The organism is Alteromonas stellipolaris, from assembly GCF_001562115.1.
Taxonomy (GTDB): Bacteria; Pseudomonadota; Gammaproteobacteria; order Enterobacterales; family Alteromonadaceae; genus Alteromonas; species Alteromonas stellipolaris.
Genome location: NZ_CP013926.1, coordinates 2806127 through 2830247, shown reverse-complemented (window position 1 = coordinate 2830247; position 24121 = coordinate 2806127). Strand labels below are relative to the sequence as shown.

Annotated in this window: 22 protein-coding genes; 12 read left to right on the top strand and 10 right to left on the bottom strand. The window is 42.9% G+C overall.

Going from position 1 to position 24121, the window contains the following annotated elements:
- Positions 1 to 56 precede the first annotated feature (56 nt).
- Both AVL57_RS12040 and AVL57_RS12035 read right to left on the bottom strand, forming a co-directional pair.
- Positions 57 to 542: a hypothetical protein gene (locus tag AVL57_RS12040; protein ID WP_057791049.1), complete on the bottom strand. Its 486-nt coding sequence runs from the start codon at positions 540 to 542 to the stop codon at positions 57 to 59.
- A gap of 3 nt (positions 543 to 545) precedes the next feature.
- On the bottom strand, positions 546 to 878 hold the full coding sequence (locus AVL57_RS12035) for a PadR family transcriptional regulator (RefSeq protein WP_057791051.1): 333 nt from the start codon (positions 876 to 878) through the stop codon (positions 546 to 548).
- Positions 879 to 1163: 285 nt separating this feature from the next.
- Here AVL57_RS12035 and AVL57_RS12030 point away from each other — a divergent pair, with 285 nt between their 5' ends.
- The 3 genes from AVL57_RS12030 to AVL57_RS21310 all read left to right on the top strand — a co-directional run bounded on the left by AVL57_RS12030 (position 1164) and on the right by AVL57_RS21310 (position 3118).
- Positions 1164 to 2108 carry an SPFH domain-containing protein gene (locus tag AVL57_RS12030; RefSeq protein ID WP_057791053.1) on the top strand — a complete coding sequence of 315 codons (945 nt, stop codon included), beginning with the start codon at positions 1164 to 1166 and terminating at the stop codon, positions 2106 to 2108.
- Positions 2109 to 2110: 2 nt separating this feature from the next.
- Complete coding sequence (locus AVL57_RS12025) at positions 2111 to 2560, top strand: NfeD family protein (RefSeq protein ID WP_057791055.1); 450 nt, start codon at positions 2111 to 2113, stop codon at positions 2558 to 2560.
- Positions 2561 to 2980: 420 nt separating this feature from the next.
- Positions 2981 to 3118: a hypothetical protein gene (locus AVL57_RS21310; protein WP_167347523.1), complete on the top strand. Its 138-nt coding sequence runs from the start codon at positions 2981 to 2983 to the stop codon at positions 3116 to 3118.
- Between the two features lie 192 nt (positions 3119 to 3310).
- Here the strand turns inward: AVL57_RS21310 and AVL57_RS12020 are convergent, their stop codons facing one another.
- From AVL57_RS12020 to AVL57_RS12010, 3 genes are all read right to left on the bottom strand, one after another.
- Positions 3311 to 4813 carry a catalase gene (locus tag AVL57_RS12020; protein WP_057791058.1) on the bottom strand — a complete coding sequence of 501 codons (1503 nt, stop codon included), beginning with the start codon at positions 4811 to 4813 and terminating at the stop codon, positions 3311 to 3313.
- Positions 4814 to 5013: 200 nt separating this feature from the next.
- On the bottom strand, positions 5014 to 5310 hold the full coding sequence (locus tag AVL57_RS12015) for a hypothetical protein (protein WP_057791060.1): 297 nt from the start codon (positions 5308 to 5310) through the stop codon (positions 5014 to 5016).
- A 153-nt stretch (positions 5311 to 5463) separates the two neighbouring features.
- Positions 5464 to 7398: a methyl-accepting chemotaxis protein gene (locus AVL57_RS12010; protein ID WP_057791062.1), complete on the bottom strand. Its 1935-nt coding sequence runs from the start codon at positions 7396 to 7398 to the stop codon at positions 5464 to 5466.
- A 320-nt stretch (positions 7399 to 7718) separates the two neighbouring features.
- Here AVL57_RS12010 and AVL57_RS12005 point away from each other — a divergent pair, with 320 nt between their 5' ends.
- From AVL57_RS12005 to AVL57_RS11980, 6 genes are all read left to right on the top strand, one after another.
- Positions 7719 to 8258, top strand: coding sequence for a hypothetical protein (locus tag AVL57_RS12005; protein WP_057791064.1), 540 nt, complete (start codon positions 7719 to 7721; stop codon positions 8256 to 8258).
- 3 nt (positions 8259 to 8261) lie between these two features.
- A complete protein-coding gene (locus tag AVL57_RS12000) occupies positions 8262 to 10271 on the top strand; it encodes an alpha/beta hydrolase family protein (RefSeq protein WP_057791066.1) in 2010 nt (669 codons plus the stop codon).
- A 283-nt stretch (positions 10272 to 10554) separates the two neighbouring features.
- Positions 10555 to 11691 (top strand): FAD-dependent oxidoreductase, encoded by a 1137-nt coding sequence (locus AVL57_RS11995; protein ID WP_057791068.1) that lies wholly within the window; start codon positions 10555 to 10557, stop codon positions 11689 to 11691.
- A gap of 85 nt (positions 11692 to 11776) precedes the next feature.
- Positions 11777 to 12838, top strand: a complete 1062-nt coding sequence (locus AVL57_RS11990; RefSeq protein ID WP_057791070.1) for an MBL fold metallo-hydrolase — start codon at positions 11777 to 11779, stop codon at positions 12836 to 12838.
- A 100-nt stretch (positions 12839 to 12938) separates the two neighbouring features.
- Positions 12939 to 14120 carry an MFS transporter TsgA gene (gene tsgA / locus AVL57_RS11985; protein ID WP_197427677.1) on the top strand — a complete coding sequence of 394 codons (1182 nt, stop codon included), beginning with the start codon at positions 12939 to 12941 and terminating at the stop codon, positions 14118 to 14120.
- Positions 14121 to 14130: 10 nt separating this feature from the next.
- Positions 14131 to 15090 carry a nucleoside hydrolase gene (locus AVL57_RS11980; RefSeq protein ID WP_057791073.1) on the top strand — a complete coding sequence of 320 codons (960 nt, stop codon included), beginning with the start codon at positions 14131 to 14133 and terminating at the stop codon, positions 15088 to 15090.
- Between the two features lie 27 nt (positions 15091 to 15117).
- Here the strand turns inward: AVL57_RS11980 and AVL57_RS11975 are convergent, their stop codons facing one another.
- Complete coding sequence (locus AVL57_RS11975; RefSeq protein ID WP_057791075.1) at positions 15118 to 16509, bottom strand: 8-oxoguanine deaminase; 1392 nt, start codon at positions 16507 to 16509, stop codon at positions 15118 to 15120.
- Between the two features lie 280 nt (positions 16510 to 16789).
- On the opposite strand from AVL57_RS11975, the gene AVL57_RS11970 reads away from it, so the two are divergent.
- Both AVL57_RS11970 and AVL57_RS11965 read left to right on the top strand, forming a co-directional pair.
- A complete protein-coding gene (locus AVL57_RS11970; protein WP_057791078.1) occupies positions 16790 to 17722 on the top strand; it encodes a DHH family phosphoesterase in 933 nt (310 codons plus the stop codon).
- 184 nt (positions 17723 to 17906) lie between these two features.
- Positions 17907 to 18584 carry a nitroreductase gene (locus AVL57_RS11965; RefSeq protein ID WP_057791080.1) on the top strand — a complete coding sequence of 226 codons (678 nt, stop codon included), beginning with the start codon at positions 17907 to 17909 and terminating at the stop codon, positions 18582 to 18584.
- A gap of 79 nt (positions 18585 to 18663) precedes the next feature.
- Here AVL57_RS11965 and AVL57_RS11960 read toward each other — a convergent pair whose 3' ends face one another.
- From AVL57_RS11960 to AVL57_RS11945, 4 genes are all read right to left on the bottom strand, one after another.
- Positions 18664 to 19131, bottom strand: a complete 468-nt coding sequence (locus tag AVL57_RS11960; RefSeq protein ID WP_057791082.1) for a CreA family protein — start codon at positions 19129 to 19131, stop codon at positions 18664 to 18666.
- Positions 19132 to 19257: 126 nt separating this feature from the next.
- Complete coding sequence (locus AVL57_RS11955; protein WP_057796058.1) at positions 19258 to 21084, bottom strand: FAD/NAD(P)-binding protein; 1827 nt, start codon at positions 21082 to 21084, stop codon at positions 19258 to 19260.
- Between the two features lie 217 nt (positions 21085 to 21301).
- The gene (locus AVL57_RS11950; RefSeq protein ID WP_057791084.1) at positions 21302 to 22645 is read right to left on the bottom strand and encodes a sensor histidine kinase; all 1344 of its coding nucleotides are present in this window, start codon (positions 22643 to 22645) and stop codon (positions 21302 to 21304) included.
- 8 nt (positions 22646 to 22653) lie between these two features.
- Entirely contained in the window at positions 22654 to 23367 is a 714-nt protein-coding gene (locus tag AVL57_RS11945; protein ID WP_057791086.1) for a response regulator transcription factor, read from the bottom strand.
- 182 nt (positions 23368 to 23549) lie between these two features.
- On the opposite strand from AVL57_RS11945, the gene AVL57_RS11940 reads away from it, so the two are divergent.
- The gene (locus AVL57_RS11940) at positions 23550 to 24020 is read left to right on the top strand and encodes a Spy/CpxP family protein refolding chaperone (RefSeq protein WP_057791089.1); all 471 of its coding nucleotides are present in this window, start codon (positions 23550 to 23552) and stop codon (positions 24018 to 24020) included.
- The last annotated feature ends 101 nt before the right edge of the window (positions 24021 to 24121 follow it).

Here is a 24121-nt window from a genome sequence, read left to right as displayed (position 1 = left end):
TTGCTCTACTTTTCCAACAATACTAACATCACGCTAACACCCACCAAGTCGGAGAATTAAGACAATTTCCGTTCAACGAAGCGTTTTAAACAAGCCCACTCTTTTTTTGCTGAAGTTTTCGTACCGTCAAGAATGGTAAAGCTGGCAAACCACCCTAATAGTAAAATCAATAATACAGCCCCATTAGCGTCTTTATCTTTAACAACTAGCGCCATTGCAAGCATTACGCTAGCCCATATTATCGCGTGACCTATCACCAATGGTGAATCTGATGAGGAATTGCCTTCAATTTTATTTAATACTCGACATATTCTTTGGATAATTTTGGCTCGGCCAGAAGACGCCTTAATTTCTGCTTCGGGGTAGCCCAAATCACTGGTTGCTTTTTCAAAAGCGAGTTTTTCATCGGTGCCCGAATTTACATCTTGTTCGATTATGCAATATAGGTGATCTTTCAATTCATCAATTTTATCTGCATCCCAGATATTGTGAGAGACAACCTTATTGCACCAATTTTCAACAGCGTTATCGAGATCAAACATGCCTTATTCTCCTTTGAAAGACATAAGTAAAGTGTATAGCTGATGCCACTGATCTTGCATCTTAAGTAGTTCTTTGCGGCCTTCATCCTGCAGGGTGTAGTACTTCCGCTTTCTACCCGTATCGGCCTTACCCCAATAGGATTCAATGAAGTCGTTTTTCTCCATCCGATGCAAAATGGGGTATAGCATTCCATCTGCCCATTCAAGCAAACCGTTTGAATGCGCTTTTACCTGCTGAATAATTTCGTAACCGTAACTATCACCATTCTTCAGAATAGAGAGGATCAACGGCGTAGCTGAGGCAGCGACTAAGTCTTTTGCAATTGTTGAAGCCATAGCGTCTCTTTGCATAGGAGTGTTATGTATAAGTTACATAATACTTCTATGTATAGCAATGGTTGTTTTTTAAGCAGAGGCTAAGCTGTTAAAAAGTAATAGAAAATAATGTGTTTAGTTGATAAATATTTGATTAGTTCTTTACGGTGGGTGTCATTAAGGTTGCTATAAAGTCGCTCGACCCAATCGTTACATTTCCTGACAATTAAACTGCTTTTTGTGATTTCATTTTGTGATATAAAAGCTAATTACAAGCAGTTGTAGTAATCGTTTAGGAGTACATAAATGGAATTAGAAACCGTTTTAGACTACGTGTTTTCGTATCAAGTCATCTTACTTGTGCTTATTGTTATTGGCCTTAAATCCTCAATAAAATTTGTACCTCAAAACCGCGCGTACATTATCGAACGTTTTGGTAAGTACAACACCACTTTGGAAGCCGGTCTAAATTTTATCGTGCCCTTTATTGATACTGTTGCGGCAAATCGCTCGTTGAAAGAGCAGGCGGGTGACGTACCTGAACAGTCTGCAATTACGAAAGACAACATCACATTAAGCGTTGATGGCGTATTGTATTTTAAAGTCGTCGACCCTTACAAAGCCACTTACGGTGTAGAAGACTATACATTTGCCGTAACGCAGTTGGCCCAAACCACCATGCGCTCTGAGCTCGGGAAAATGGAGTTAGACAAAACCTTTGAAGAGCGAGACTTGTTAAACACTAATATTGTGTCTGCGCTTAATGAAGCCGCTGCTCCGTGGGGCGTTCAGGTGTTACGTTACGAGCTAAAAGATATTAATCCGCCGAATTCAGTACTAGATGCTATGGAACAGCAAATGAAAGCGGAACGATTGAAGCGCGCGCAAATTTTAGAGTCTGAAGGTGATCGTCAAGCGGCTATTAACCGTGCCGAAGGTGATAAACAAGCAATAGTGCTTGCCGCTGAAGCTGACAGAGAAGAACAAATACTGAAAGCCGATGGTGAGGCTCAGGCTATTATTCGTGTTGCACAAGCGGATGCCGAGGCCATCGAAACCGTTGGTAAAGCGGCAGCCACACAAGAGGGCCAAAAAGCGGTGCAGCTTGAGCTGGCAAAAGGCGCTATTCAAGCAAAAGAGAAAATTGCTAAAGAGTCTTCAATTGTTTTGTTGCCAGACAGCGGGACAGAAATAGGCAGTGTTGTAGCGCAAGCAATGACAATTGCGAACGCAATAGGCAAAAAGGCATAGCAATGGATAATATGTTTACCAATTTACCTCATTTTTTAATCGGCATAGGCTTAGCATTGCTTATTCTTGAAGTAATGATGGGGTTCACCACCATATTACTTTTGACGTTAGGTATCTCTATGATGCTCGCGTCGGGCCTTATGTATATCGGGATTTTAGATGAGGAATTGTTAGACGCATTTATAGCTATAGCGATTATCGATTCGGTACTTACCTTTGTGCTGTGGCGGCCAATGAAGCTACTACAACGAGATCGAGCGCCGAAAGAAGTAAAATCCGACTGGATTGGTACCCAATTCGAATTAGAAAGTGATGTAGCGCCTGGTGAGCCAGGTAAAGCCCGCTTTTCTGGCGTGGTATGGTCTGTTAAGTCTTCGTCTATTCTAAAAAAAGGTGCAACGGCTGAAGTGGTGAAAGTTGAAGTCGGTGTTCTACACGTTAAACCGGCATAGCAATCGCTAAAAAGGGGCAGTAAAAAAGGGTCAGAGTTAACTTACGGTTTCAAAGTACTCTGATCCTCTTATCACCTACCGTTTTCCTCCTTAAGGCTTTTTTCTCCATTAAATACTGGCGGTGGCTGTCCAAAAAATTAGTCTTCACAAAATTAATCCCACAAAGCCTCCACTAAACCCCTCTCAAATTTTAACTCGATTTCGACATCATTATCTTCGTGTTTGATGTAAAATAGTGTTATCACGCATAAGGTGTTGTTCTAGTTTATTCGTGCGAAGACATCTGAGTATAAAGCATGCGCTTTTTCCTTATCTTGCCTTAAGTTGCAAACTCGGCAAGAAGTTGAACCGCTACACATCTATTCCCGTTGAAAGCTAGAACCGCTGTAATATTGAACATACAAAATATGAGATTTATAAATGACAAAATTTGATGACAGAGTTAAAGAAATAGTGGCTAAACACCCTAACTTAACGCAAGAAGAAGCGATTAAGATCGTAACCGATAAAAACGAGCGGAAGAAAAAGAAAAGAGCCGAGCGTTCTGATAAGAAATAGCCCGATTAAAACCTAGCGACAAATGCGGGAGTCGTGGGCATATAGTGTTGGGCATGATGTAGTTCAACCTTTGCGCATCATTAAGATTTTTTCTTATTTACTTTGAATCTCAAAAAAGCCCCCAACACTTCGTGTTAGGGGCTTTACGCTTCTATAGAAGCGTAACGTTAATTGAAACGTTTCCGATTGAAATTAGTTATCTTCAATCGGCGTGTTTTCAGTAATAGGTACTGTGTTAACGTCGGTATCCAAGGTTTCAACAGCGTGTTTCACACCTGCTGCATAATCTGGGTGTACTTTTTCTAACACCGCATACCAGCGCTCTTTCACGCTATCTGAGCATGGACCCATGGCCGCCGCGTAGTTTTTATACATACGCTCTTTTTGTGCGTCATCAAACATCTCATAAAGTTTACGGGGTTGAACGTAATCAACATCCGCATCTTCTTGATGATATCTGTCTGCATCACCGTCAATGCGAAGTGGTGGTTCTTTAACTGAGAAATCTGCCACAGGGCCTTCGTGTTGGTTTGGCTCGTAATACGCATCAGGGTTGCCAAAATCGTTGGTAAAGAAGCGCATAGCACCGTCTTTATGATAGTGGTTTACCTTACTGTTTTTAGGCGCATTGGCAGGTAGTGCTTCGTAATGCGTACCTAAACGGTATCTGTGGGCATCAGCATAGGAAAAGATACGTGCCTGCAACATTTTGTCAGGGCTGAAACCAATACCTGGAACGATGTTAGATGGGCTGAACGCCGCATTTTCAACCATTTGAAAATAGTTCTCTGGATTCTTGTTCATTTCCAGTTCGCCTACTTGAATAAGCGGATAATCGTCGTGTGGCCATACTTTTGTTAAGTCGAAAGGGTTGAAGGCTTGCTTGCCAGCATCTTCCTCTGGCATGGCTTGAATGTACATGGTCCATTTAGGGAAATTGCCTTCATCAATAGCGTTGTACAACTCTTCTTGATACTTCTCACGGGTACTACCAATAATTTTTTCAGACGTTTCATTGGTGTAATTCTTAATGCCTTGCTGGGTCTTGAAGTGAAACTTCACCCAATGGCGTTTGCCGTCTTTGTTCCACATGCTGAAAGTGTGACTTCCATAACCATTCATATGCATTGGCGAGACAGGAATACCTCTATCGGACATAAGAATAGTGACTTGGTGTACGCTTTCTGGCTGGCCTGCCCAGAAGTCAAACATAGCTTCTGGTGAACGAAGGTTAGTTTTCGGGTGACGTTTTTGAGTACGAATAAAGTCAGGAAATTTATAGCCATCGCGAACGAAGAACACTGGGGTATTATTACCTACCATATCCCAGTTGCCTTGCTCGGTATAAAACTTCAGACTGAACCCACGCACATCGCGTTCGGTATCAGCCGCACCAGACTCACCTGCTACGGTTGACCATCGGCTTAGCACTTCAGTTTGCTTGCCTACTTGTGAAAAAATATCGGCGCAAGAATAGTCGGTGATATCGTGGGTAACCGTGAAAGTACCTTGTGCTCCCCAGCCTTTAGCGTGAACAACACGCTCTGGAATACGTTCTCGGTTTTGATGGGCTAGTTTTTCTAGCAACTGATAATCTTGAAGAAGAGCTGGGCCGCGCTCTCCTGCGGTTTTGGTTGTTTCGTTACTTACCACTGGGGCGCCAGCTGATGTTGTTAATTGGGGTCTTTTAGCCATTGTAAATATCCTTCAGGGCTTTAAATAAAGCCAGTTTCCGTTGCAATCATGGTCGCTGACCTTGATTTTGATTTAGGGCTCAATATTGCTACGGCACATTGTGTAAAAGAGTTTAGAATTGATTACGCAGATAAAGAATAAATTCTGAAGCGGGGTAGGGAATCTTACTTACTTTTTTAGTTATCACGAGGCTTATCACATTAACAATCTGCGGCTATGATAGATTCCAGTAGAGTTTTAGTTATGTCGGGAACCGGTTCACCAATAACTTGTTCGGCAGCTAACGACACTTTGTAATTAGCACTTTGCCCCTGCATAACAAGGGCAGCGTTAAGATCGTCGGATAAATAGGGTTCTACAAGGGTTTGAACGTCTGACCACGCGATGTCTTTGCATTCCACTATAACCTTGTGCGATTGACGTGCTTGCTTGGGATCAAAAACATAGCTATTTGCTGAAAGCGTTATTAATAAAAATGAAAATGCAAAGTATCTCAATATTGGTGCCTTCTCGTTTTAGCTAAGGGCGTTGTAAAAAGTGACACTATTTAAGTAATAGCCAGCGGTAGCCTGGGCTTGCTTCAGTTTAATGAAATAATAAAAGGGTCTTTAAATTGGGTGCGGGGATTTCCGTTGGCACCGGTTTTCCTATTATACTTTGTAGTGACTAAGTGCTTTGTCTATTGAAACTGCAGTGTCAGACGTAGTTTGTGCCGATTTCGATGTTTCTTCTACATAACGAGCACTGTCTTGTGCAGACTCGCGTATGGTCTCAATATTTACACTCAGTTGTTCGGTTACCTGGCTTTGCTCTTCTGCTACACTTGCCATTTCAATATTCGTGTTGCGAATGCTGTCAATTCTGTCGTTTAGATTCGTGATTTCGTTTGCGATACGTTCACATTGGGCCTCTACATCTTCTGATAATGTGGAGCACTCAGTAATTGAGGTATTAACTGAAACCACCGCATTTTGCACTTTGGAAATATTGCTCTGGATTTCTTTTATCGATTCTTGAGTTCTCACGGCCAGTTGTCTAACTTCGTCAGAGACCACCGCAAACCCCCGTCCATGTTCACCAGCCCTTGCCGACTCAATGGCCGCGTTTAGAGCCAGTAAGTTGGTTTGATCTGCAATGGCTTCAATAACAGAAAGTACACTGCCAATATTGCTAGAAAGTTGGGTAAGGTTGTCAGAATATTGAGCCGTTTCAACTAATGCAGCACGTTGTTCTTTCGCTAAATTTGATGTATTTACCACTAAGTCTCGGGTAGAGCCAGCAACCCCCGTTATTTCTACCGAAAGGGTCTCGGCGGTAGTAGCGCTTTGCGCGACAGACTGTGCAGTGGCGTTTAGCTCCGCGATAGCCGCAGCCACCTGTTCAGTTTCCATCACTTGTTTAGATACTGCTTGATTTGAGCGACGGGAAATATCAGAAAGTTGTAAGCAACTCGACGAAATTTGCTGAGTGGATTTTCTCGTTTCAGAGATTGTGGTCTGCAGTTTGTCTAACAACTGGTTAAAGCTGTTACTGATATCGTTAATTTCCTCAGTGTGGCCCGTTGCAAAACGTTGCGTTAAGTCGCCATCATCGCCAGTTAAGTCGCTTATACGTCTGGTTAACGCATTAAGTGGCGTTGAAACAGTACGGTTAATCAGCCACACCAAAATAGCAATCAGTAGCGCAGAGGCTACAAAAAGTGAAACCAATAAAATACCTAATCTCGACATAACGCGAGTAGCTACTTCATCTTTAGAATAGCCAATTGATAGGCTGTAGCGCCACGCTTCGAACGGATAAGACTGAATGTCCCAACGCGCACTTTCATTAGCATTTGCGCTAATTTCTTGTTCGCTGATATTGTCGCTGTGAGCGCGAATTCTGCCTTTATCATCTTTAAGTACAACATAACCTTCAGATAGCACACTGGCATTATTAATGGCTTTGGTAAGGGTACTAATATCTGCGCTATAGCCTACATAGAGAATACCAATTACCTCGTTTGCGTTACTTATGATAGGGCGATATGCAGTAATGTATGGTTTACCTAATATATCAACCTGGCCAACAAAGGTTTGCTTATTGTTGATGGCTTTCATCGCCAAACCGCCTTTAGACAACAGTGTACCTGTTGCCCGCTGGCCATTAGGCTTGGTCACATTGGTGGCTATTCTCTTATAATCATCGCCTTCACGAACGAAAACGGTAGCAGTACCATTAACTTGCCTAGTAACTTCATCCACCAGCGCATTTGAATCATTAATTAGAATGTCACCAAAATACAACGAGGGAGTGGAAGCTGAGTTCGTGACAATTCTTGGTTCTCCTAGGCGCTGTGTATTGGCGATCAATACATTTAGCGCAGCATCCACTTGCTGCTTCATTAAGCTATCGGTGATATCTAGCAGGCCTAACAATTCATGTTTTAACTCTTGTCGCTCTTCTATAGCTTGTTGCTTAATGTCTGAATTGATTGAAAACCATAAATAACTAGAGATAACTAGCCCAGTTATAGCCACCATTAAACTGATAGATTGAATTAAAATTTTGCGAATAGTTTTGGGCGTTGTTACCGGGGGGGCCATAGCTGCCTCTTACACCTGAAATAACAATCAAAAAAGCTGTGTTCAACCTTATTTTTTGTATATTTCATAATGAGTTAATAAATATGAATGGTTGTTTAAACCGCGCGTTTAGCTGACAAAACTCAATCGTATTTTTAATTAAGCAAAAATGAGTAAGTCAACATTAGACACCTCTAGTGATAATAGTATAGACGAAGCTTCAGTGCCCAGGCACGAACAGAGCCGATTTTTTATATTGTATAAAACACCGTTGAAATTATTCACCAGTTAAGTAAAGTGTCAGGCAAAAATAACTAGAAAAAATCAAAGGAATGAACTGCGTGAAAGCTATTTTACTAGCGATACTTGCCTTATTTTCTGCTGAGGCATTTTCAGAAATAGAACCCCTTGGGCCTGATGAAGGATACGTTGCCATTGCACTGTATTCTAAAGGCTACTCAGAAAGCATTGTTTTAAAAGGCAATAGCTTCGGAAACAAACATACGTTTGGTCCATTAAACTACTCCCAACATATCGAAGTTATAAAAATGCCAGCAGGTACCTATTCGTGGACAGAAGTATACGAGCGTACCGGTTCTTTAAAGAATGGTAATTTACTAAAGGTTTATTACGATTTATCTGACGATAATTTAACCTTTTCCGTAAAGCCTGGTGTGTTGAACTACACTGGCCTACTAATGATTGAAAAGCTGGGCAGCCGACTTCAGGTGAGACAGCTAAACAGAGCGTCGATTATTCTCAAAATTCTTGAGCAAGATCACCCAGGTTACATTGGCAAATTCGATGTAGTAAACGGTATTTATCCGAACGATCACTATATCGACTTTTATCTCACCCACGCATTAAAAGGGGGGGAGTAAAATATGTCACATTTTAAATTGATATTCTTGGCATTACTTTCAAGCTTAGTATTACTGTGCGAACCAGTTCAGGCTGAAGATAAAGAAGCCGATGGTGAAAACATAAGCGACTTTTTCAAAGCGTCTAAGTACAAATTATTTTCAATAAACCCTTCAGGCACAGCGGTAGCATTTATTGAACCTAAAGAAGCTACCTACGACCTTATTATCTACGACTTGAAAAGGGGCACTATGGACGATCCAATAACGTTCGAGCGTCAGCAACTTCAAGTTCAACATAAAAACAAGATAATGAGTTGGGAAACCCATCATAATAAAATTTATGAATTAAAGTGGCTTTCAGATAGCTTTCTTTCACTTAAGCAACATTCTAACGGCCGCTTCCATCGCTATGTTCTTGTTGAGTTCGCAGACAGAAGTCAACAGCCTAACCCCGCTTTTAGACTTTCCTATATTTCGCAAAATGGTTATTGGGTCGATACATTGCCTAATCAGACAAACAAAGCTATTTTTGCTCGTTATGAACACTCTGATGATTACGATTATTACATAGACTTGTTTAAGCTAGATCTTACTGAAAAGATTTCTGAGTCAAATTTTCGTAGAAAACTACGACTTAATAAAACAGGGCCGAAACTTCACAATTGGGTCTTTGACAGTAAAGGTTGGCGATTAGCTGGCACAAGAACCGTTGATGACGTCACTGAGCTGTTTGCAAGAACAGGAAGCAAGCCCAAGAAATACCGTTACAAGTCTGTGTGGGAAAGTAAAAAAGGTGATGTTCTTAAAGTCGTTGGCGGTAATGCTGAAAAACTACTTTTGCTCACCAATCACAATAGCGACAAAATCAATTTACGTACCTTCGATATTGAATCTCAACAATTTGCTGAGGTTGTTTTTGAGCACCCATTTTACGATTTAACTGCTGCCATTAGGCATCCTGAAACGAAAGATATCATCGGTGTGTCTTTTATTGAAAAAGGCATGGCGAAGCAGGTCTATTTTTCTGACGACTACAACGCGCTAACCACTAGGCTCAGTAAATCAACGAAAATCGAAGGGGTTTATGCAGTAGATATGGATAAGTCGGGGAATAATATTATTTTCGTGGCTGATGACAGCGCGAACCCGGGCCAAACTTACTATTACAATCGAACTACTGACAGTTTCAGTCACCTTATTGATTTGTATCCTTGGCTTTCCAATAAGTCGCTTAGTAAAACAAAGCTACTGCGCTTAGAAGCGGAAGATGGGGTAACGCTAGAAGCGTTCTTAACCCTGCCAAGTACCCAAAATCCTCCATTGGTGGTTATTCCTCATGGCGGCCCTATCGGCGTAAGTGACTCCCGTCATTATTCGGGCAATATACAAGTATTAGTTGATGCAGGCTTTGCCACACTGCAAGTTAACTACAGAGGCTCTGCTGGTTATGGGAAGGCATTTAAACAACAGGGGCTTCAGCAGTGGGGGCGGCTTATTGAAGATGATATTGAGCAAGCGCTCTCCTTCACTAAAGATAACTACGAGGTAAATGCGAACCAAGTGTGTATTGTGGGAGGCAGTTACGGCGGTTATTCAGCCTTGTACAGTGTTATTCGCTCCCCTCAGCTTTATAAGTGTGCAGCGTCTTTTGCTGGTGTTACCGATCTTGCTTTACGGTTCCAACGAAGCGATGCCCAAAGGGATGGCATGATGCGAGCACTGACAGAGATAATGGGCGACCCTAAAACTCAGCAAGATGAGCTATTTAAATACTCTCCTTTATATCAATTTAAAGGTATCACAAAGCCTGTCTTTATTGCCCATGGCACAGATGATAATAATGTCGATATCGAGCATTCTTATCGTTTGCATTTTGCATTGAAAGACCATGGTATAAAACATAAGTGGATGGTGATGGACGACGTGGGACACGGCTTTTCAGATCCTGATGATGCGGCGGTATATTACAACGCACTCATTGAGTTTCTTAGTACGCACCTTGAAGAAGAGCAGCCCGTTCTTAATCACTAATTCTCTACTTACGCTTGTTCACGGGTTATCGCTTCGAGATAACCCGTGTTTTAGCGATATTGCTTCATCGTTTTTGATTTCATCGATTCCTATTTCACTTTTCTCTATTTCTTTTTCCTTTATTTTATTTTTCACTGTAAATCAATGCCCTTGGCAAGTGTTTTGCTTTCTTCCATTTTACTTTGCACTATAGACCTAGTGTCTCGCATTGAAGCCTGAGAAAAAATCAAACAAAACAGAACACAACAGAACAAAACAGAACAAAACAAATTGAGGAATGGGCATGGTGAACAAACCACTAAAACGCCGAGCGTTTATGCAAGGTATTGGCGCGGGTACATTAGCAGCATCACTTGCCGCGTGCACTGCATCACCAACTAAAACCACAACGAACAAAGGGTTTCAGCGCCCATTTTCCCGCAAGCCCATGGTGGCACCTAAAATTTCTGCCAATAATATCGTGACTGAAATTGTGGGGCATCGACCTTATAGGCCTGAAGGTTTTGTGGTGCGAAGTGAAGCATTCGGGAATAAAACCTTGGTGCACAATTACGGGCATGGAGGCGGTGGTATTTCCCTATCTTGGGGCTCTTCGGCACTGGCAGTGAATGAAGTTGCTAATTCTGAAACTAAAGAAGCGGCTATTATCGGTTGTGGAGTAATGGGGTTAACCACAGCCCGTTTGTTGCAAGAAGCGGGTTGGAAAGTGACCTTGTACACCAAAGCGATGCCGCGCTTTACAACGTCGCAAGTGGCGGGCGGAGAATGGGGGCCATACAGTGTGCACGACCCCTTGGTATCTAGCAGCACGTTTAAAACCCAATTACAGCAAGCAGCAAAAATCGCACACAGCACTTTTGCGAAAATGGTGGGCAAGGATTACGGCATTCAATGGAAAGAATTATATACCGCCGGAGACACAGAGCCAGATGGTGAAGGACCGTTTAGGCAATACTACCCTTACACACACGTGTATGGGCCAGCGCAGCACCCATTTCCAACCGATTACTGCACATCATCTGCCACTATGTTGGTAGAAACCACTACCTTTTTAAGGCGCTTAGTGACCGATATTCGATTATCGGGTGGTGAGTTTATAATTCGTGACTTTAAAGATAAAGACGACATACATTCACTTGCCGAGCCTATTGTTTTTAATTGCACAGGGTTGGGCTCAAGAGCATTATTTAACGATGAAGGTATTATGCCCGCCAAAGGGCAGCTGGTATTGTTACCGCCAGACCCCGCCGTCGACTATTTAACGGTAGGTGGCGGTTCAGATGTTCTGTATATGTTCTCTAGAAACGACTATATGATTTTAGGCGGGACTTTCAAGCTGAACGACTGGACTACTAAGCCGGACCCTGTTGAAACGGCGCGCATAGTCAGTGAAAGCCAAGCTTTCTTTTCAACCTTGTAGTGAGAAGGGCGCGATAACCCACTTTAATAACTCGATGTTAAAATAGCCCACTCGCTAACGGTAAACAATTTATTTGGAAAATTACGTGAAATACATAAGTACGTTACTGCTTATTTTGATAATGAGCGCCTGTCAGTTTAATCAAAGCCAGGCTCATCACACCCAAGCCAATCACACCCAAGCTCAACAAGACATTCAAACACAAACGAATAGCAGTATGTCACCGGTGTTCGAACTTATTACCTTAGGCGATACGGGCGGTATTGAAGACGGTAATTTAAGTTCGTTTTTACTACGCAGTGTAAACGATGAAAACTTCATTGGTTTAGACGCGGGGTCATTAGTGAATGGTATTAACGTGGCGCTTCAAAACAATGCGTTTGATAGCTTAACTACCACACCAGATTCTGCGTTAAACCCAAACGGTAATATTCTGCATCATCACGTTAAAGCTTACTTGCTTAGCCATGGTCATCTCGACCACGTTGCCGGATTATTGATTGCCTCCCCTGATGACAGTAGCAAGCCTATTTATGCGCTTTCGTCTGTAAACCAAACCATGAGCGATACTTATTTTAACTGGCAGGCATGGGCTAATTTCACCAACCGTGGCATAGCGCCAATGTTAAATAAGTACGACGTTATCGACCTAGCGCCTCAAGAAACGGTAGAAATTAAAGATACCGCACTAACGGTAACGCCCTTCAGCTTAAGCCATCCATTAGAGTCCACTGCATTTGTGATTGAGCATAATAACGATATGTTTGTGTATTTTGGTGATACCGGGCCCGATGAAGTAGAAAAGCAAGGAAAGCTAGATACAGTATGGCGTTATCTCGCGCAGCAAATGCAGCATAAAACCCTTCGCGGTATTTCTATTGAAGTGTCGTTCGATAACTCACGCCCAGATAACCTGTTATTCGGCCACCTTACACCTAAATGGTTGATGCAAGAACTCACCAAGTTTCACGGGTTAGTAGAAGATAAAGCGCAGCTTACCAACATGAAAATTATCATCAGCCATATTAAATACAGTTTAAAAAGTGGGGCTGAACCGCGCGCTGTAATTACGCAAGAATTAGAAAGTGATAACGCATTAGGCTTTAACTTTATATTAGCGAAACAAGGTCAGGTAGTATCACTATAAAGCTGTTTTTTGACTAAATGGTCAATATTTTTGTGGGTGGCATTGTTGTTTCGGTTTTAACTAGGTATAAAAGAGTACTACTAACACCTAGGCTTTAGAATTGAATCGAGTTTTCCTTACCGCAATAGCGTTCATTAGCTACATGATAATGTCGGGTTTACTTACCCAAATTGGCATTATTTTGAATGCAGTATCGTCTTCGCTAAATGCCACACCAGCAGCCACCGTTAGTGTGTTCTCATGGCTTACTGGCGGCGCGCTGTGTGGTACATTCGCATCATTATTTTTGTATGCTCGCCATTCACTGAAGCAAGTACTGATTGCAAACTACACGCTATTTTTGTTGATCATGCTGGTATTGGTTGTAGTAGCGCCTACTTCGTATTGGCCCCTTGCCGTATTGCTTTGGGGTCTTGGAGTTGGCTGTGGTTGCGGCCTTGCTGGTGGGGCGGTCATTTTATCGAAAATTTATCATGAAGCAAAAAGAGCGTCGGCATTTTTAGCCACCGACTGCGCGTTCAGCGCCGCAGGATTTATCTTCCCTTCTTTAGCGGCAGCGATTATTGCTGTGCAACTTGATTGGGTTTATAGCTATGGGGCTGTAGGTGCGCTGGCACTTGCTCTGTGGGCAATGTTATTTTTTGTTCGCTTTCCTGCCACAGAGGCGGACGATACCAATGCTGCCTCTGCATTCTCACAATTTAAAAGCGTATTAACCCCTAGGGTGTGTTTGATCGCGTTGGGCGTATGTGCTTATTTAATTGCCCAAACCACTTTTTTAACTTGGTCACCTAATTACTTACAACATGCATTTGGGGTAAGCGAAAAAGTTTCGGCGCAAGCAGTGGGAAATTATTGGGGCATGTCTATATTTGGTTTAATTACCGCGGCTATTTTTGTTAACAAAGTTCCTCAGCGCATGTTATTGATGATGGTTTCGGTTTTGGCGAGCCTGATTACCTTAACATTTGTGCTGGCATCTTCTGTCGAGTGGTTTTTGTTCACCAGTTATCTATTTGGTTTTATCACTACCTGTATTTATAAAATTGCAATATCTGTTGGCTCCCAGCAGCTTGTATCAGCGCCCGCGGTGCTTGTCACTTTTTTATTATTCAGTGGCAACGTAGGCAGCACAATTGCGCCCATGTTATCTGGTTGGGTAGTGCAGTTATTTGGCATTCAAAGCGCAATTATCATGACATGGGTAGGCTATACCTTTGTGGCGCTTGTATTCGGTCTTTGTTTATTGTTGGAGAAACGTGAGCTGCGCGCCCACGCTTAAGGAATAAAAAATGGAAAAGATTATTTTTGATACCGACCCAGGTATTGATGATGCGATGGCGATTTTGTTTGCACAAGCAAGTGCTGATATTAATTTGGTGGCCATTACCACCGGCTTTGGTAATGCGAATATCGACACCGCCACGCGTAATGCTTTGTATCTTAAAAAACGCTTCAATTTAAGCGCCGATGTTGCCCGGGGCGCAAAAGAGCCGCTCGTCATTCCGGTAGACGAGCCAGCCGATTTTGTTCATGGCGATAACGGGTTGGGCAACATTGAGGTAGACGAAACCGACTTACCAAGTGAAGTGTCGCTTGCCGCTCACGATTATATTATTGAAAAAGTGAAAGCCAGCCCAGGTGAGATTACATTGGTGGCTGTTGGCCGTATGACGAATTTAGCACTGGCGCTTCGTAAATGCCCTGAAATTATCAAGTTAGTAAAACGTGTGGTGATCATGGGCGGCGCGTTTGGTTATCATGGTAATACAGGCAACGTTACCCCCTTTGCCGAAGCGAATATTATTGGCGACCCTCATGCCGCCGACGAAGTGCTTACCGCTGACTGGCCCGTAACTGTAGTGGGGCTAGACGTTACTAAAAAGGTGATAATGAGTAACGATTATTTGGCAAGCCTTGCTGAATGTTCGCCTATATATGGGCCGTTCATTTATGATATTACCCGCTTTTACGCGAACTTCCATCAACAGACCGACCAAGTTGATGGTATATACGTGCACGACTCATCAGCAATTATGCAGGTGATAGCACCGCAACTATTTGAAACTGTAGATGGCCCAATTCGTGTTGTCACAGAAGGCCCTGCTATTGGCCATACTATGCAAAAAACTGTAGAAAAGCGCTTTCCTATCGATGAGTGGGCCGATTATCCAGCACAGTCGGTTTGTTCAAATGTAGATGTAGATGCTTATTTGGCTAAGTATAAAGATATACTTAGCCAAGCAGGCTAGTTGTTGTGTTACTTTTTTCCAGTTAAGTTAACTCACGAGTTGCGCCGCCACTGCACGGTGGCGCGCCATGAGCGTTTGGGTATCTAACCCAATAATTTGCCCTTCTTTTACCCGCCATTTTCCACCAATCATAACCTGTTCGGCTTTATCCGCACCGCATAATAGCAGCGCAGAAATAGGGTCGTGACTGCCACTAAAGCGCAGCTCATCCAGTTTGAAAAAGGCAAGGTCGGCTTGTTTCCCTACAGCAATTTCGCCAATGTCACTTCGCCCAATAAGCGATGCAGAACCCTTAGTCGCCCAGCCCAAAATAAGCTCTGGGGTGATTTTCGCTGCACCATACTTTAAGCGCTGTAAGTAAAGTGCTTGGCGGGCTTCATACATCATGTTCGATGCATCGTTTGAAGCTGAACCATCGACACCTAATCCAATAGGTGAACCCGCTTCAATCAGTTCGAGGGTAGGGCACATGCCAGAGGCTAAGCGCATATTAGAAACAGGGCAATGGGTAATGCCTGTGCCCGCTGCGCCCAAGCGGCGAATTTCATCTTCGTTAAAGTGAATACCATGTGCCAACCAGGTTCTATCGCTTAGCCAGCCCACACTTTCTAAATAATCGACGGTGCGCATGCCAAACATTTTCAAACAGAAGTCTTCTTCATCGAGAGTTTCGGCTAAATGGGTATGCAAACGCACGTCTTCGTCTTTTGCCAGTTGCGCGCTGTCGGCCATTATTTCTCGGGTAACCGAGAAAGGAGAGCAGGGTGCCAAGGCTATTTGCATCCACGCGCCGTCACCACGTTCGTGGTAGGTATCTATTAGCCGTTGGCTGTCTTTTAGTATTGCATCACCACTTTGAACGGTGTGGCGTGGAGGTAGCCCGCCCTCATCTTCACCCAAGCTCATTGAACCTCGCGTAAGTAGGGCGCGCATACCCATACGTTTTACCGAATCTACTTGCACGTCTATGGCATCTTCCATGCCGGTAGGGAATAAATAATGATGATCGGTAGTGGTGGTGCATCCAGACAGTAACAGTTCAGCTAACGCCACATCGCAGGCTAGCGACAATGCATTAGGGGTAAGCTTTGCCCATACTGGATATAAGGTTTTAAGCCATGGAAATAGCGGCTGATTAACCACAGGCGCCCAAGCACGGGTAAGTGTTTGGTAAAAATGATGGTGAGTATTAATAAGCCCAGGAAGCATAACTAACTGAGATGCATCTTCTGTTTCATCAATAGGGGTTATAGGAGTTTGACCAGCACTCACAAGCTCTACTATTTTGCTGCCTTGCACCACAATGCCACCGGCGGCATCGAGATCATTTCCCGTAAAAACGGCTTGCGGGTTTTTAATCCAAAGGCTTTTAGATCTAGACTTAACTTGAGGTTTATCTAAGGGCGATAATTCAGGCATAACTTGGCTCCATAAAATAATTAAATTAAAGATGCCAGCTCAGTTATGCCCTGTCTGCTGATCCAGGGAGCGTTTGTTTAATCAAACAACTGCTAATTAACGCTACTAGTTAGCAAAAGCTTTCAACAATTAACGCAATGTAGGTGGGTAATGCTAATGCATTTTAGGTTCGATTTAAAGCGCTTCTACAAAGGGAGAATTGTACTGTTATGGTATTACGCTAAACTTCATTTTAGCTGTTACACTAAAAGCAGCAGCCTAATGGAGAGATGGAAACCACATGCCCGATAATAAATTTAGACTAGTTACTCGAAGCGACTTTGATGGATTAGTTTGTGCCGTTCTTTTGAAAGACTTAGATCTCATCGATGATATTTTATTTGTACATCCTAAAGATATGCAGGATGGCAAAATAGATATTACCGAAAATGATATAACTACTAACCTTCCTTATGTGGCGGGTTGTCATATCGCATTCGATCACCATCTGAGTGAAACAGTTCGAAACGCGAGTGATATTAAAAATCATGTAATCGATCCTGAGGCACCTTCTGCTGCGCGTGTGGTATACGACTATTATGGCGGTGCAGAAAAATTTCCTGATATCTCCCTTGATATGATGGATGCCGTAGATAAGGGTGATGCAGCACAATTCTCTGAAGAAGAAATACTAGAGCCAACCGATTGGGTATTGATGAACTTCATCATGGATGCCCGTACTGGTTTAGGTCGCTTCCGTGATTTTAAAATTTCTAATTATCAGTTAATGATGAAATTAATTGATGCTTGTAAAGATAAAAGTATTGAAGAAATTCTGGAAATGGAAGATGTTGCCGAGCGTGTTGCTTTGTATCACGAGCACAATGAGTTAGCGAAAGTGCAATTGGCTAAATGTGCAACCGTTCATAAGAACCTTGTGGTGCTTGATTTAACAGAAGAAGAAACCATTTACGCGACTAATCGTTTTGTGATTTATGCCATGTACTCCGATTGCAATATCTCCATTCACAAAATGTGGGGCCTTAAGAAGCAAAATGTTGTGTTCGCTATTGGCAAATCAATCACTAATCGTACTTCAAACACCAACGTAGGTGAACTATGCCTTAAGTACGGCGGTGGCGGTCATTTAAACGCTGGTACGTGCCAAGTCGAAACCAGCAGAGCGGAAGCCGTTCTAGACGAGATAATTGAGACTATCACTTCTGATGGTTAGTCCATACCAGTAAAACTACTCTTGGGGTGTTGTTAACGTCATTATCAGTACCCCAGACGTTACCCCGAATACATATCTATAAAAACAAACAATCCATTATTTGGTTGGTGCTTATTGCATACCTATCTGGCTGTGTTTACTCTATTTTAACAATTGAGAGTAATGACTAAGATAGGTAGTAAGTATGAACTTTGCTGAATTTGCTGCATCACGTAAAAGCGTACGTGGTTTTACAAAACAAGCTGTCACTAAAGAAACTGTGGATGCCATTATTAACGCAGCAAAGTGGGCCCCTTCATCTTACAACACCCAAACGTGGAAAATTCATGCGGTATCGGGTGATGTGCTTGATAAAATTCGCGAAGGTAATACCCAGAGAACGTTAGCGGGAACGCCTTACGTAAGAGACTTTCCTTACAAGGAAGATTATGACGGCGTACATAAACAACGCCAGCGTGATGTTGCAATGCAGTTATTTGATGTAATGGGTATAGCCAGAGAAGATAAAGAAAAACGCATGGATTGGATGATGCGTGGTTTTAGGCAGTTCGATGCGCCGGTATCGCTAGTACTGACCTATGATAAAGCTCTAGAGCCAGCGGGCATCACGCAATTTGGGTTAGGTTCTTTGGCTTATGGCATTGTATTAGCGGCATGGGATTTAGGTCTTGGTTGCGTGATTAACGGCCAAGGTATTATGCAGTCAGATGTTGTACACAAGCATGCACAAATTCCTGACTCTGAAGCTATTATGATTTGTATCGCATTAGGGTACCCCGATGAAAACTTTGCTGCTAACGAGGTAAGGTCGGTACGTGCCGACAATGAAGAGTTCGTCACGTACCACGGGTTTCAATCCTAGATTAAAACTAAACTAAGTCCTAGCTAGCCTTCGGCGGTTAATTCTCGAAAGTTAATCTTCGGAAGCTAGTCTTCGGATGTCAGTCTTCGGAAACAATCACACCGTAAGCCGCTGTTCCCCATAAAGGCACTGTCGATAGGCTATGTTTATAACTTCCCGATGTTTCTTTTGTGGAATACGAAAGATACATCAGGGTTTGTGACTTAGCGTCGAATATGCGTCTCACTTTCATGTTCTTAAAGAAAATGCTTTTCGATTTTCTAAAAATAATGTCGCCTGAATCTGACTTGTCGATATCTCGCAGCATCTGCGCAGTAATTTCACCGGTTTGACGACAGGCTATAGAGCTATCGGAAGGATCAGACACATCTAAGTTCGCTTCAATGCTAGAGATGTGGCAAGTTACGCCTGTCACGATAGGGTCTTGCATGGCATCTAATTTAATATCTTTTGTGGTGAATACACCCAACGACACATCTCCAACCTCATTGTCGGTACATGCGCCTAGTCCAGCTACCGCGACTAACACGGCTATTATTTTTTTCATTTTTATATCCTTTTAAAGCACGTTCTAATAGTGCGTCTAAGACCAATACGGTAATCACTTAAAAATAGATTTCTCACACCCAAATGATACGCCACTCTAGCATTGGTAGTGCACAGTTTTATTGACTCACTTGAGTTTATTTACTATTAACTCGGCGACTTGGTCGCAAAAATCGAAACCTGAATAGTCTGGGTTGAACCCACTAATATACGGTACCGCCATAACAAAGTAGCGCTCATTCAGACTACCGTTAGCTAACATTGGTTGAAAGTCATCGTTAATAGCAAAACCACCTGTTTCTAAATAGTATTCATCGTCAGAACCTATGCACACGCTTTTGGGGTTTTCTTTTAAATGTTGTTTACCTTGATGTTTATCTTTAAACCGTACCTTAGCCACTAATGGCTCGGCATCTTTAAACATAGATTTAAAGGGAAATGCGTCTATTGGCAGCGACTTCTGTCCCGTGCAATCGATAAAGGTTTTATATGTGTTTACGACCGGCTTGTTATCGCTGTCCGTATAAGAAAAATGAAAATCACAGTCGTCTTCAATTTCAAGGTGGCTGCTGCTATCTACCGCAATAATATCGAGTACGCCACTATCGTGTAGGGCAAGCAATTGTGCCGCGGATGACTGTGGAATGTTCGCAATCATAAGGCCAATAATCGGTAAAAGATGGTTGCGTAATCGTAGGGTATCTTCTGCACTAAAGTATTTAGCTGGGTGGTTAATGGTGAAGCTCAGCAGCGCGATGGCTTCTTTCCATTGCAATGTACTTTCTTGTTTAATCGACTGTTCAGCTTGCAGATACTCAATTTTAAACAAGGTGAAGGGGGCATACGCTTTACGCGACTCAAGCATCCATTGGCAAAACGCTTCTATATTTTTGTTCGCTATTTTTTGATAAAAATCTGCGTCTAGTTTTTTCAAAGTTCTTTTGAAATTGTGCTCAAAGATAAAATCTAAACTTAAGAAACCGTCATTATCGGCCCTATGTTGAACAATTTCTTGTTCGCTTAACATGCCTTCATCAGATACCAGCGGATCGTCCAAGTGAAAGCGGATATTGGGTAATAAGCCCTCTAACGAATGCATGACTATTTTAAAATTCGGAACGTCGTCGAATAAACGATACTGCAATTGGTTATCAGTTTGATAAAACTCGCCATTAGCCTCGCTTAGCGTTCGAATTGCATCAATAGCGGTGAGGGAACTGCCTTTAATCGCTATGGTATGGTTGTATTTTCGCTGCAACTTGGTGGGCGGGTAGGGAGAGTCGAAATACCCTTTTACTTTACCTTCGTGAGTCTTGGGCCAAACGTGGCCAGTGCACACCACCACGTTATCAAACCCTGTCACCCATCCACTGTTAGTCAAAATGTTGATGCCTGAATGGTTATCGCCGTCTTGAGGCTCAAGGCTATTTATGCGCTCAGGGCTGTTCTCATCCTCAGTGCTGGGTTTAATGTCCAAAACGTTGCACTGTAGGTGCACGTTAACCATTATCCCTGCTGTACGGCATTTGCCAATTAGTGCGGAAAACTGTGCCTGTAGATATTCACCAAATAGCAGCCGTGGTACCACGTGTTTTTCATGAAGATTCGCTTTACAAATGTGATATTTTGCGAGGTACTCGGGGCTTTGCTGGCGCAACCATTCAAGTAAGGTTTCATCAAACGGTGCCAGTTCATCGGATGAAATATTGGTAATATGTTCCCACGACGCCCCATCTTTACTATAGGGCATGCCTTTACCTAGCGCGGTGTTGCGCTCAAAGATATCGAAGATTAAGTGAGGAGATACTCTGCCATCAGAGTTATTGGCATCAGAGTTCTCGACATCAAAGCTCTCACCATCAGCAAGCTGCTTGCTAAAAAAGCTTAACGCTTTTTTAAGAATAGAAAGGGCGCTGGGGCCGCCGCCAATTAACGCAATCCTTGTTTTGTTCATCATCATCCTACCTGTAATAAAACACGCTGTTAACTAGAAACGTATTATTTACTCAGTGTTTTCGTACTTGTATTTCAAGCATCCAACGCAGGCTATTTGCATTGGGAAACACGATGAGCAAGTTACTTAATCAATATAACTAAGCAGGTTATATGCCTAACTTTCAGGCTGGTATCGACGATTAATATAAAATGGTTAGCGGTTAATTCACGCAGGGTTATTGATTTAACGGTAGTACTATCTGCACGCTTAAACCGCCATCAGCAGGGCTAGTCATTTGTAATCTTCCACCATGTTTTTCAATGGCTTTTTTCGCAATACTGAGCCCTAACCCGAACCCTGAGGTGTGCATTTGGTTACCTGCACGGTAGAAAGGTTGAAGCAACTTTTCGATTTCGTCACTATCAACGCCAGGCCCATGGTCGCGCACGGTGATTACAGCAGTGTTATTCCGTTTCTCCGTGCTCATCTCAACCAATTCACCGCGAGATGAATATTTACAGGCATTACCGATGATATTTTCCAGTGCCTGATGAAGAGCTTCTGCATAACCTGTAATGATAACATTGGGCTCGCAGTTAAGATTTAGTGGAATGCCCGGGTAGTGCACAGCCATATCGTCGGCGATACGTTCGCATAAGGCGTTGATATCGCAAACTTCTGGGGTAGGGTTACCTTTTTCTAACTTTGAATAATCCAATATTTGTTGAATAAGTGCATCCATACGAACGCAATCATTATGAATTTGTTTTACATGGCGACTATCAGGCGTGTGCTGCTCAATAATGGCTGCCGATGCTTGCAAACGAGCCAGTGGTGCGCGAAGTTCATGGGATACATCATGCAACAGTTGTTGCTGATTAGTAGCTGCTTGATGGGTTTTGTTGACCATAAAGCTAATATCAGCGGCTAAATCGCCTAGTTCATCACCACGAGCCATAATGGCTTTAGGTGGCGTAGCAACTTCTTGTTGGTTGGCATAACGGCGACTAAACGCGCCTAGGTAGTTAATAGGGCGTACAATGCCCCAACTTAACAGTGCACTAACAATGGCTGAGGCAATAAAGATAAAAACGAACTGCAAAGATTGAAACCGGTAAAGTACTTGTTTATAGATGCGAGGCGCTTCTGGCAGTCGGGTTTCTACTCGATAGGGCAGTGCAGATAGGCCATACACTAATTTTACCGTCCGATCCCTTTGGGGCACCTTGTTCATACGATAGTGGTAAATGGTTCTACCCGTGTTATCCGATATTTGCATAGCAATAAGATCGCTACGATGTCTAACATTATGACTTATCCAATCTTTTATCTTCCCTTTAGGGACATTACCGTTTGCAAGGTCTTGTTCGTAACGCCATACAATGCGCTCGGCTTGGCTAACTACGCCATTAAAATATCGCTGGTTGTATTCATCAGACGTGTATTTGCTGACTAGCACATACCCTGTGGCAGTCATGACTAATAAGCTAGCTAACCAGAAAGTAAGAAATATTCGCCAGAACAGGCGTTTGAACCCAAACGCATGCTTTATTGAATGCCAAACCTCTGAACGCTTCATGCTATGCCTTAGTTTTGTGCAGGTGAAGTAAGCATTTGATAGCCCACACCACGAACCGATTTAATCACATCGTTTATACCCACCGCACTCAGCTTTTGACGTATTCGGCTTACGTGCACATCCATGGCGCGGTCGTAGGCTTCAAGTGGCCGGTTAAGTACTTCTTCTGTCATTTCTTGCTTTGTGATGGTTTGCCCTACGCGTTCCATTAATAAGCTTAACGCGTTGAACTCTGCGCCCGTTAGGGGCAAAGGGGAGTTGCCAACAAGCGCCGTTCTAGCGCCGCTATCCAGCACAATGCCGTGGAGTTCAGCATGCACAACCGCTTGGGTTGGCGCATTGCCATTTTGGGTGCGGCGAATAATGGCGCGAATACGCGCGCCAAGTTCCCGCGGGTTACAAGGCTTTGCTAGGTAATCATCGGCACCCATTTCTAAGCCAAGAATTCTGTCTATGTCGTCACCACGACCGGTTAGCATAAGAATAGGAGTCTGTTTTTTTGCGCGCACATTGCGCAGCACATCAAGGCCCGACATGCCGGGCATCATAATGTCTAAAACGACCGTATCGAATTCATCGCTTTGTAATAAGCGGGCAACGGCGGCATCGCCACTATTTAAGGTTTCAACTGCAAAGCCGTCGGTCTGCAGGAATTCACTCAGTAGCGCGCAGAGTTCTGCGTCGTCATCTACCAGTAAGATTTTGTATTTTTCATTTTCCATAAAATAGAGATTAACCGTTTTATTTTGAGGACTTTTCAACTTTACTGAACTTTACACTAGCTTAACCCTACTTATCGAATCGTTTATGCATACTTAGCCCCGTTGATGAAACAAAACTGATGAAACAAAACGTTTCCCCCATGTCATGCAGCATCATGACCAAAACAAGTAGGAATATTAAGATGAAAAAATTAATTGCCGGTGTTTTATTGAGTGCATGTATCGCCACTACTGCTTATGCAGGTGGTAAACATTCTGATGACCGTAAAGGTCCTGACTTCTTTCCCATTCACAAAATGACGAAAGTGCTAGATTTAACTGACGAGCAGCAAGACGCCCTAAAAGCGTTGAAAGCCGAACTTAAAGCTGAGCGCAAAGCAAATCGCCCAGAGAAAGGCAGCGAAGACTCATTTAGAGCAAAATTTAAGGCGCTCGATCCGTCAGACGCTAATTACGAGCAAGACTTAAACGAGCTTGCAAACCTAAAAGCCGAAAAAGCGAAAGCACGTTTTCTTAAAATGGCCGATGTACGTGTGAAAGTGAGTGAAATTCTAACTGACGAGCAGCTAGAAAAGTTCGAATCGATGAAAGAAAAGCGTGGCAAGCGTGGTGAACGCGGCGACCGAGATGACAAGCAAGAAAGAAACAGCTAGTCGTAATATAGACATGTGTTTTTAATAAAAGCCCCCGCAGTTGGAAAGTCCAACGAGCGGGGGCTATTTCGTTGGTTATTACTATTTTATGTTCATTAAAC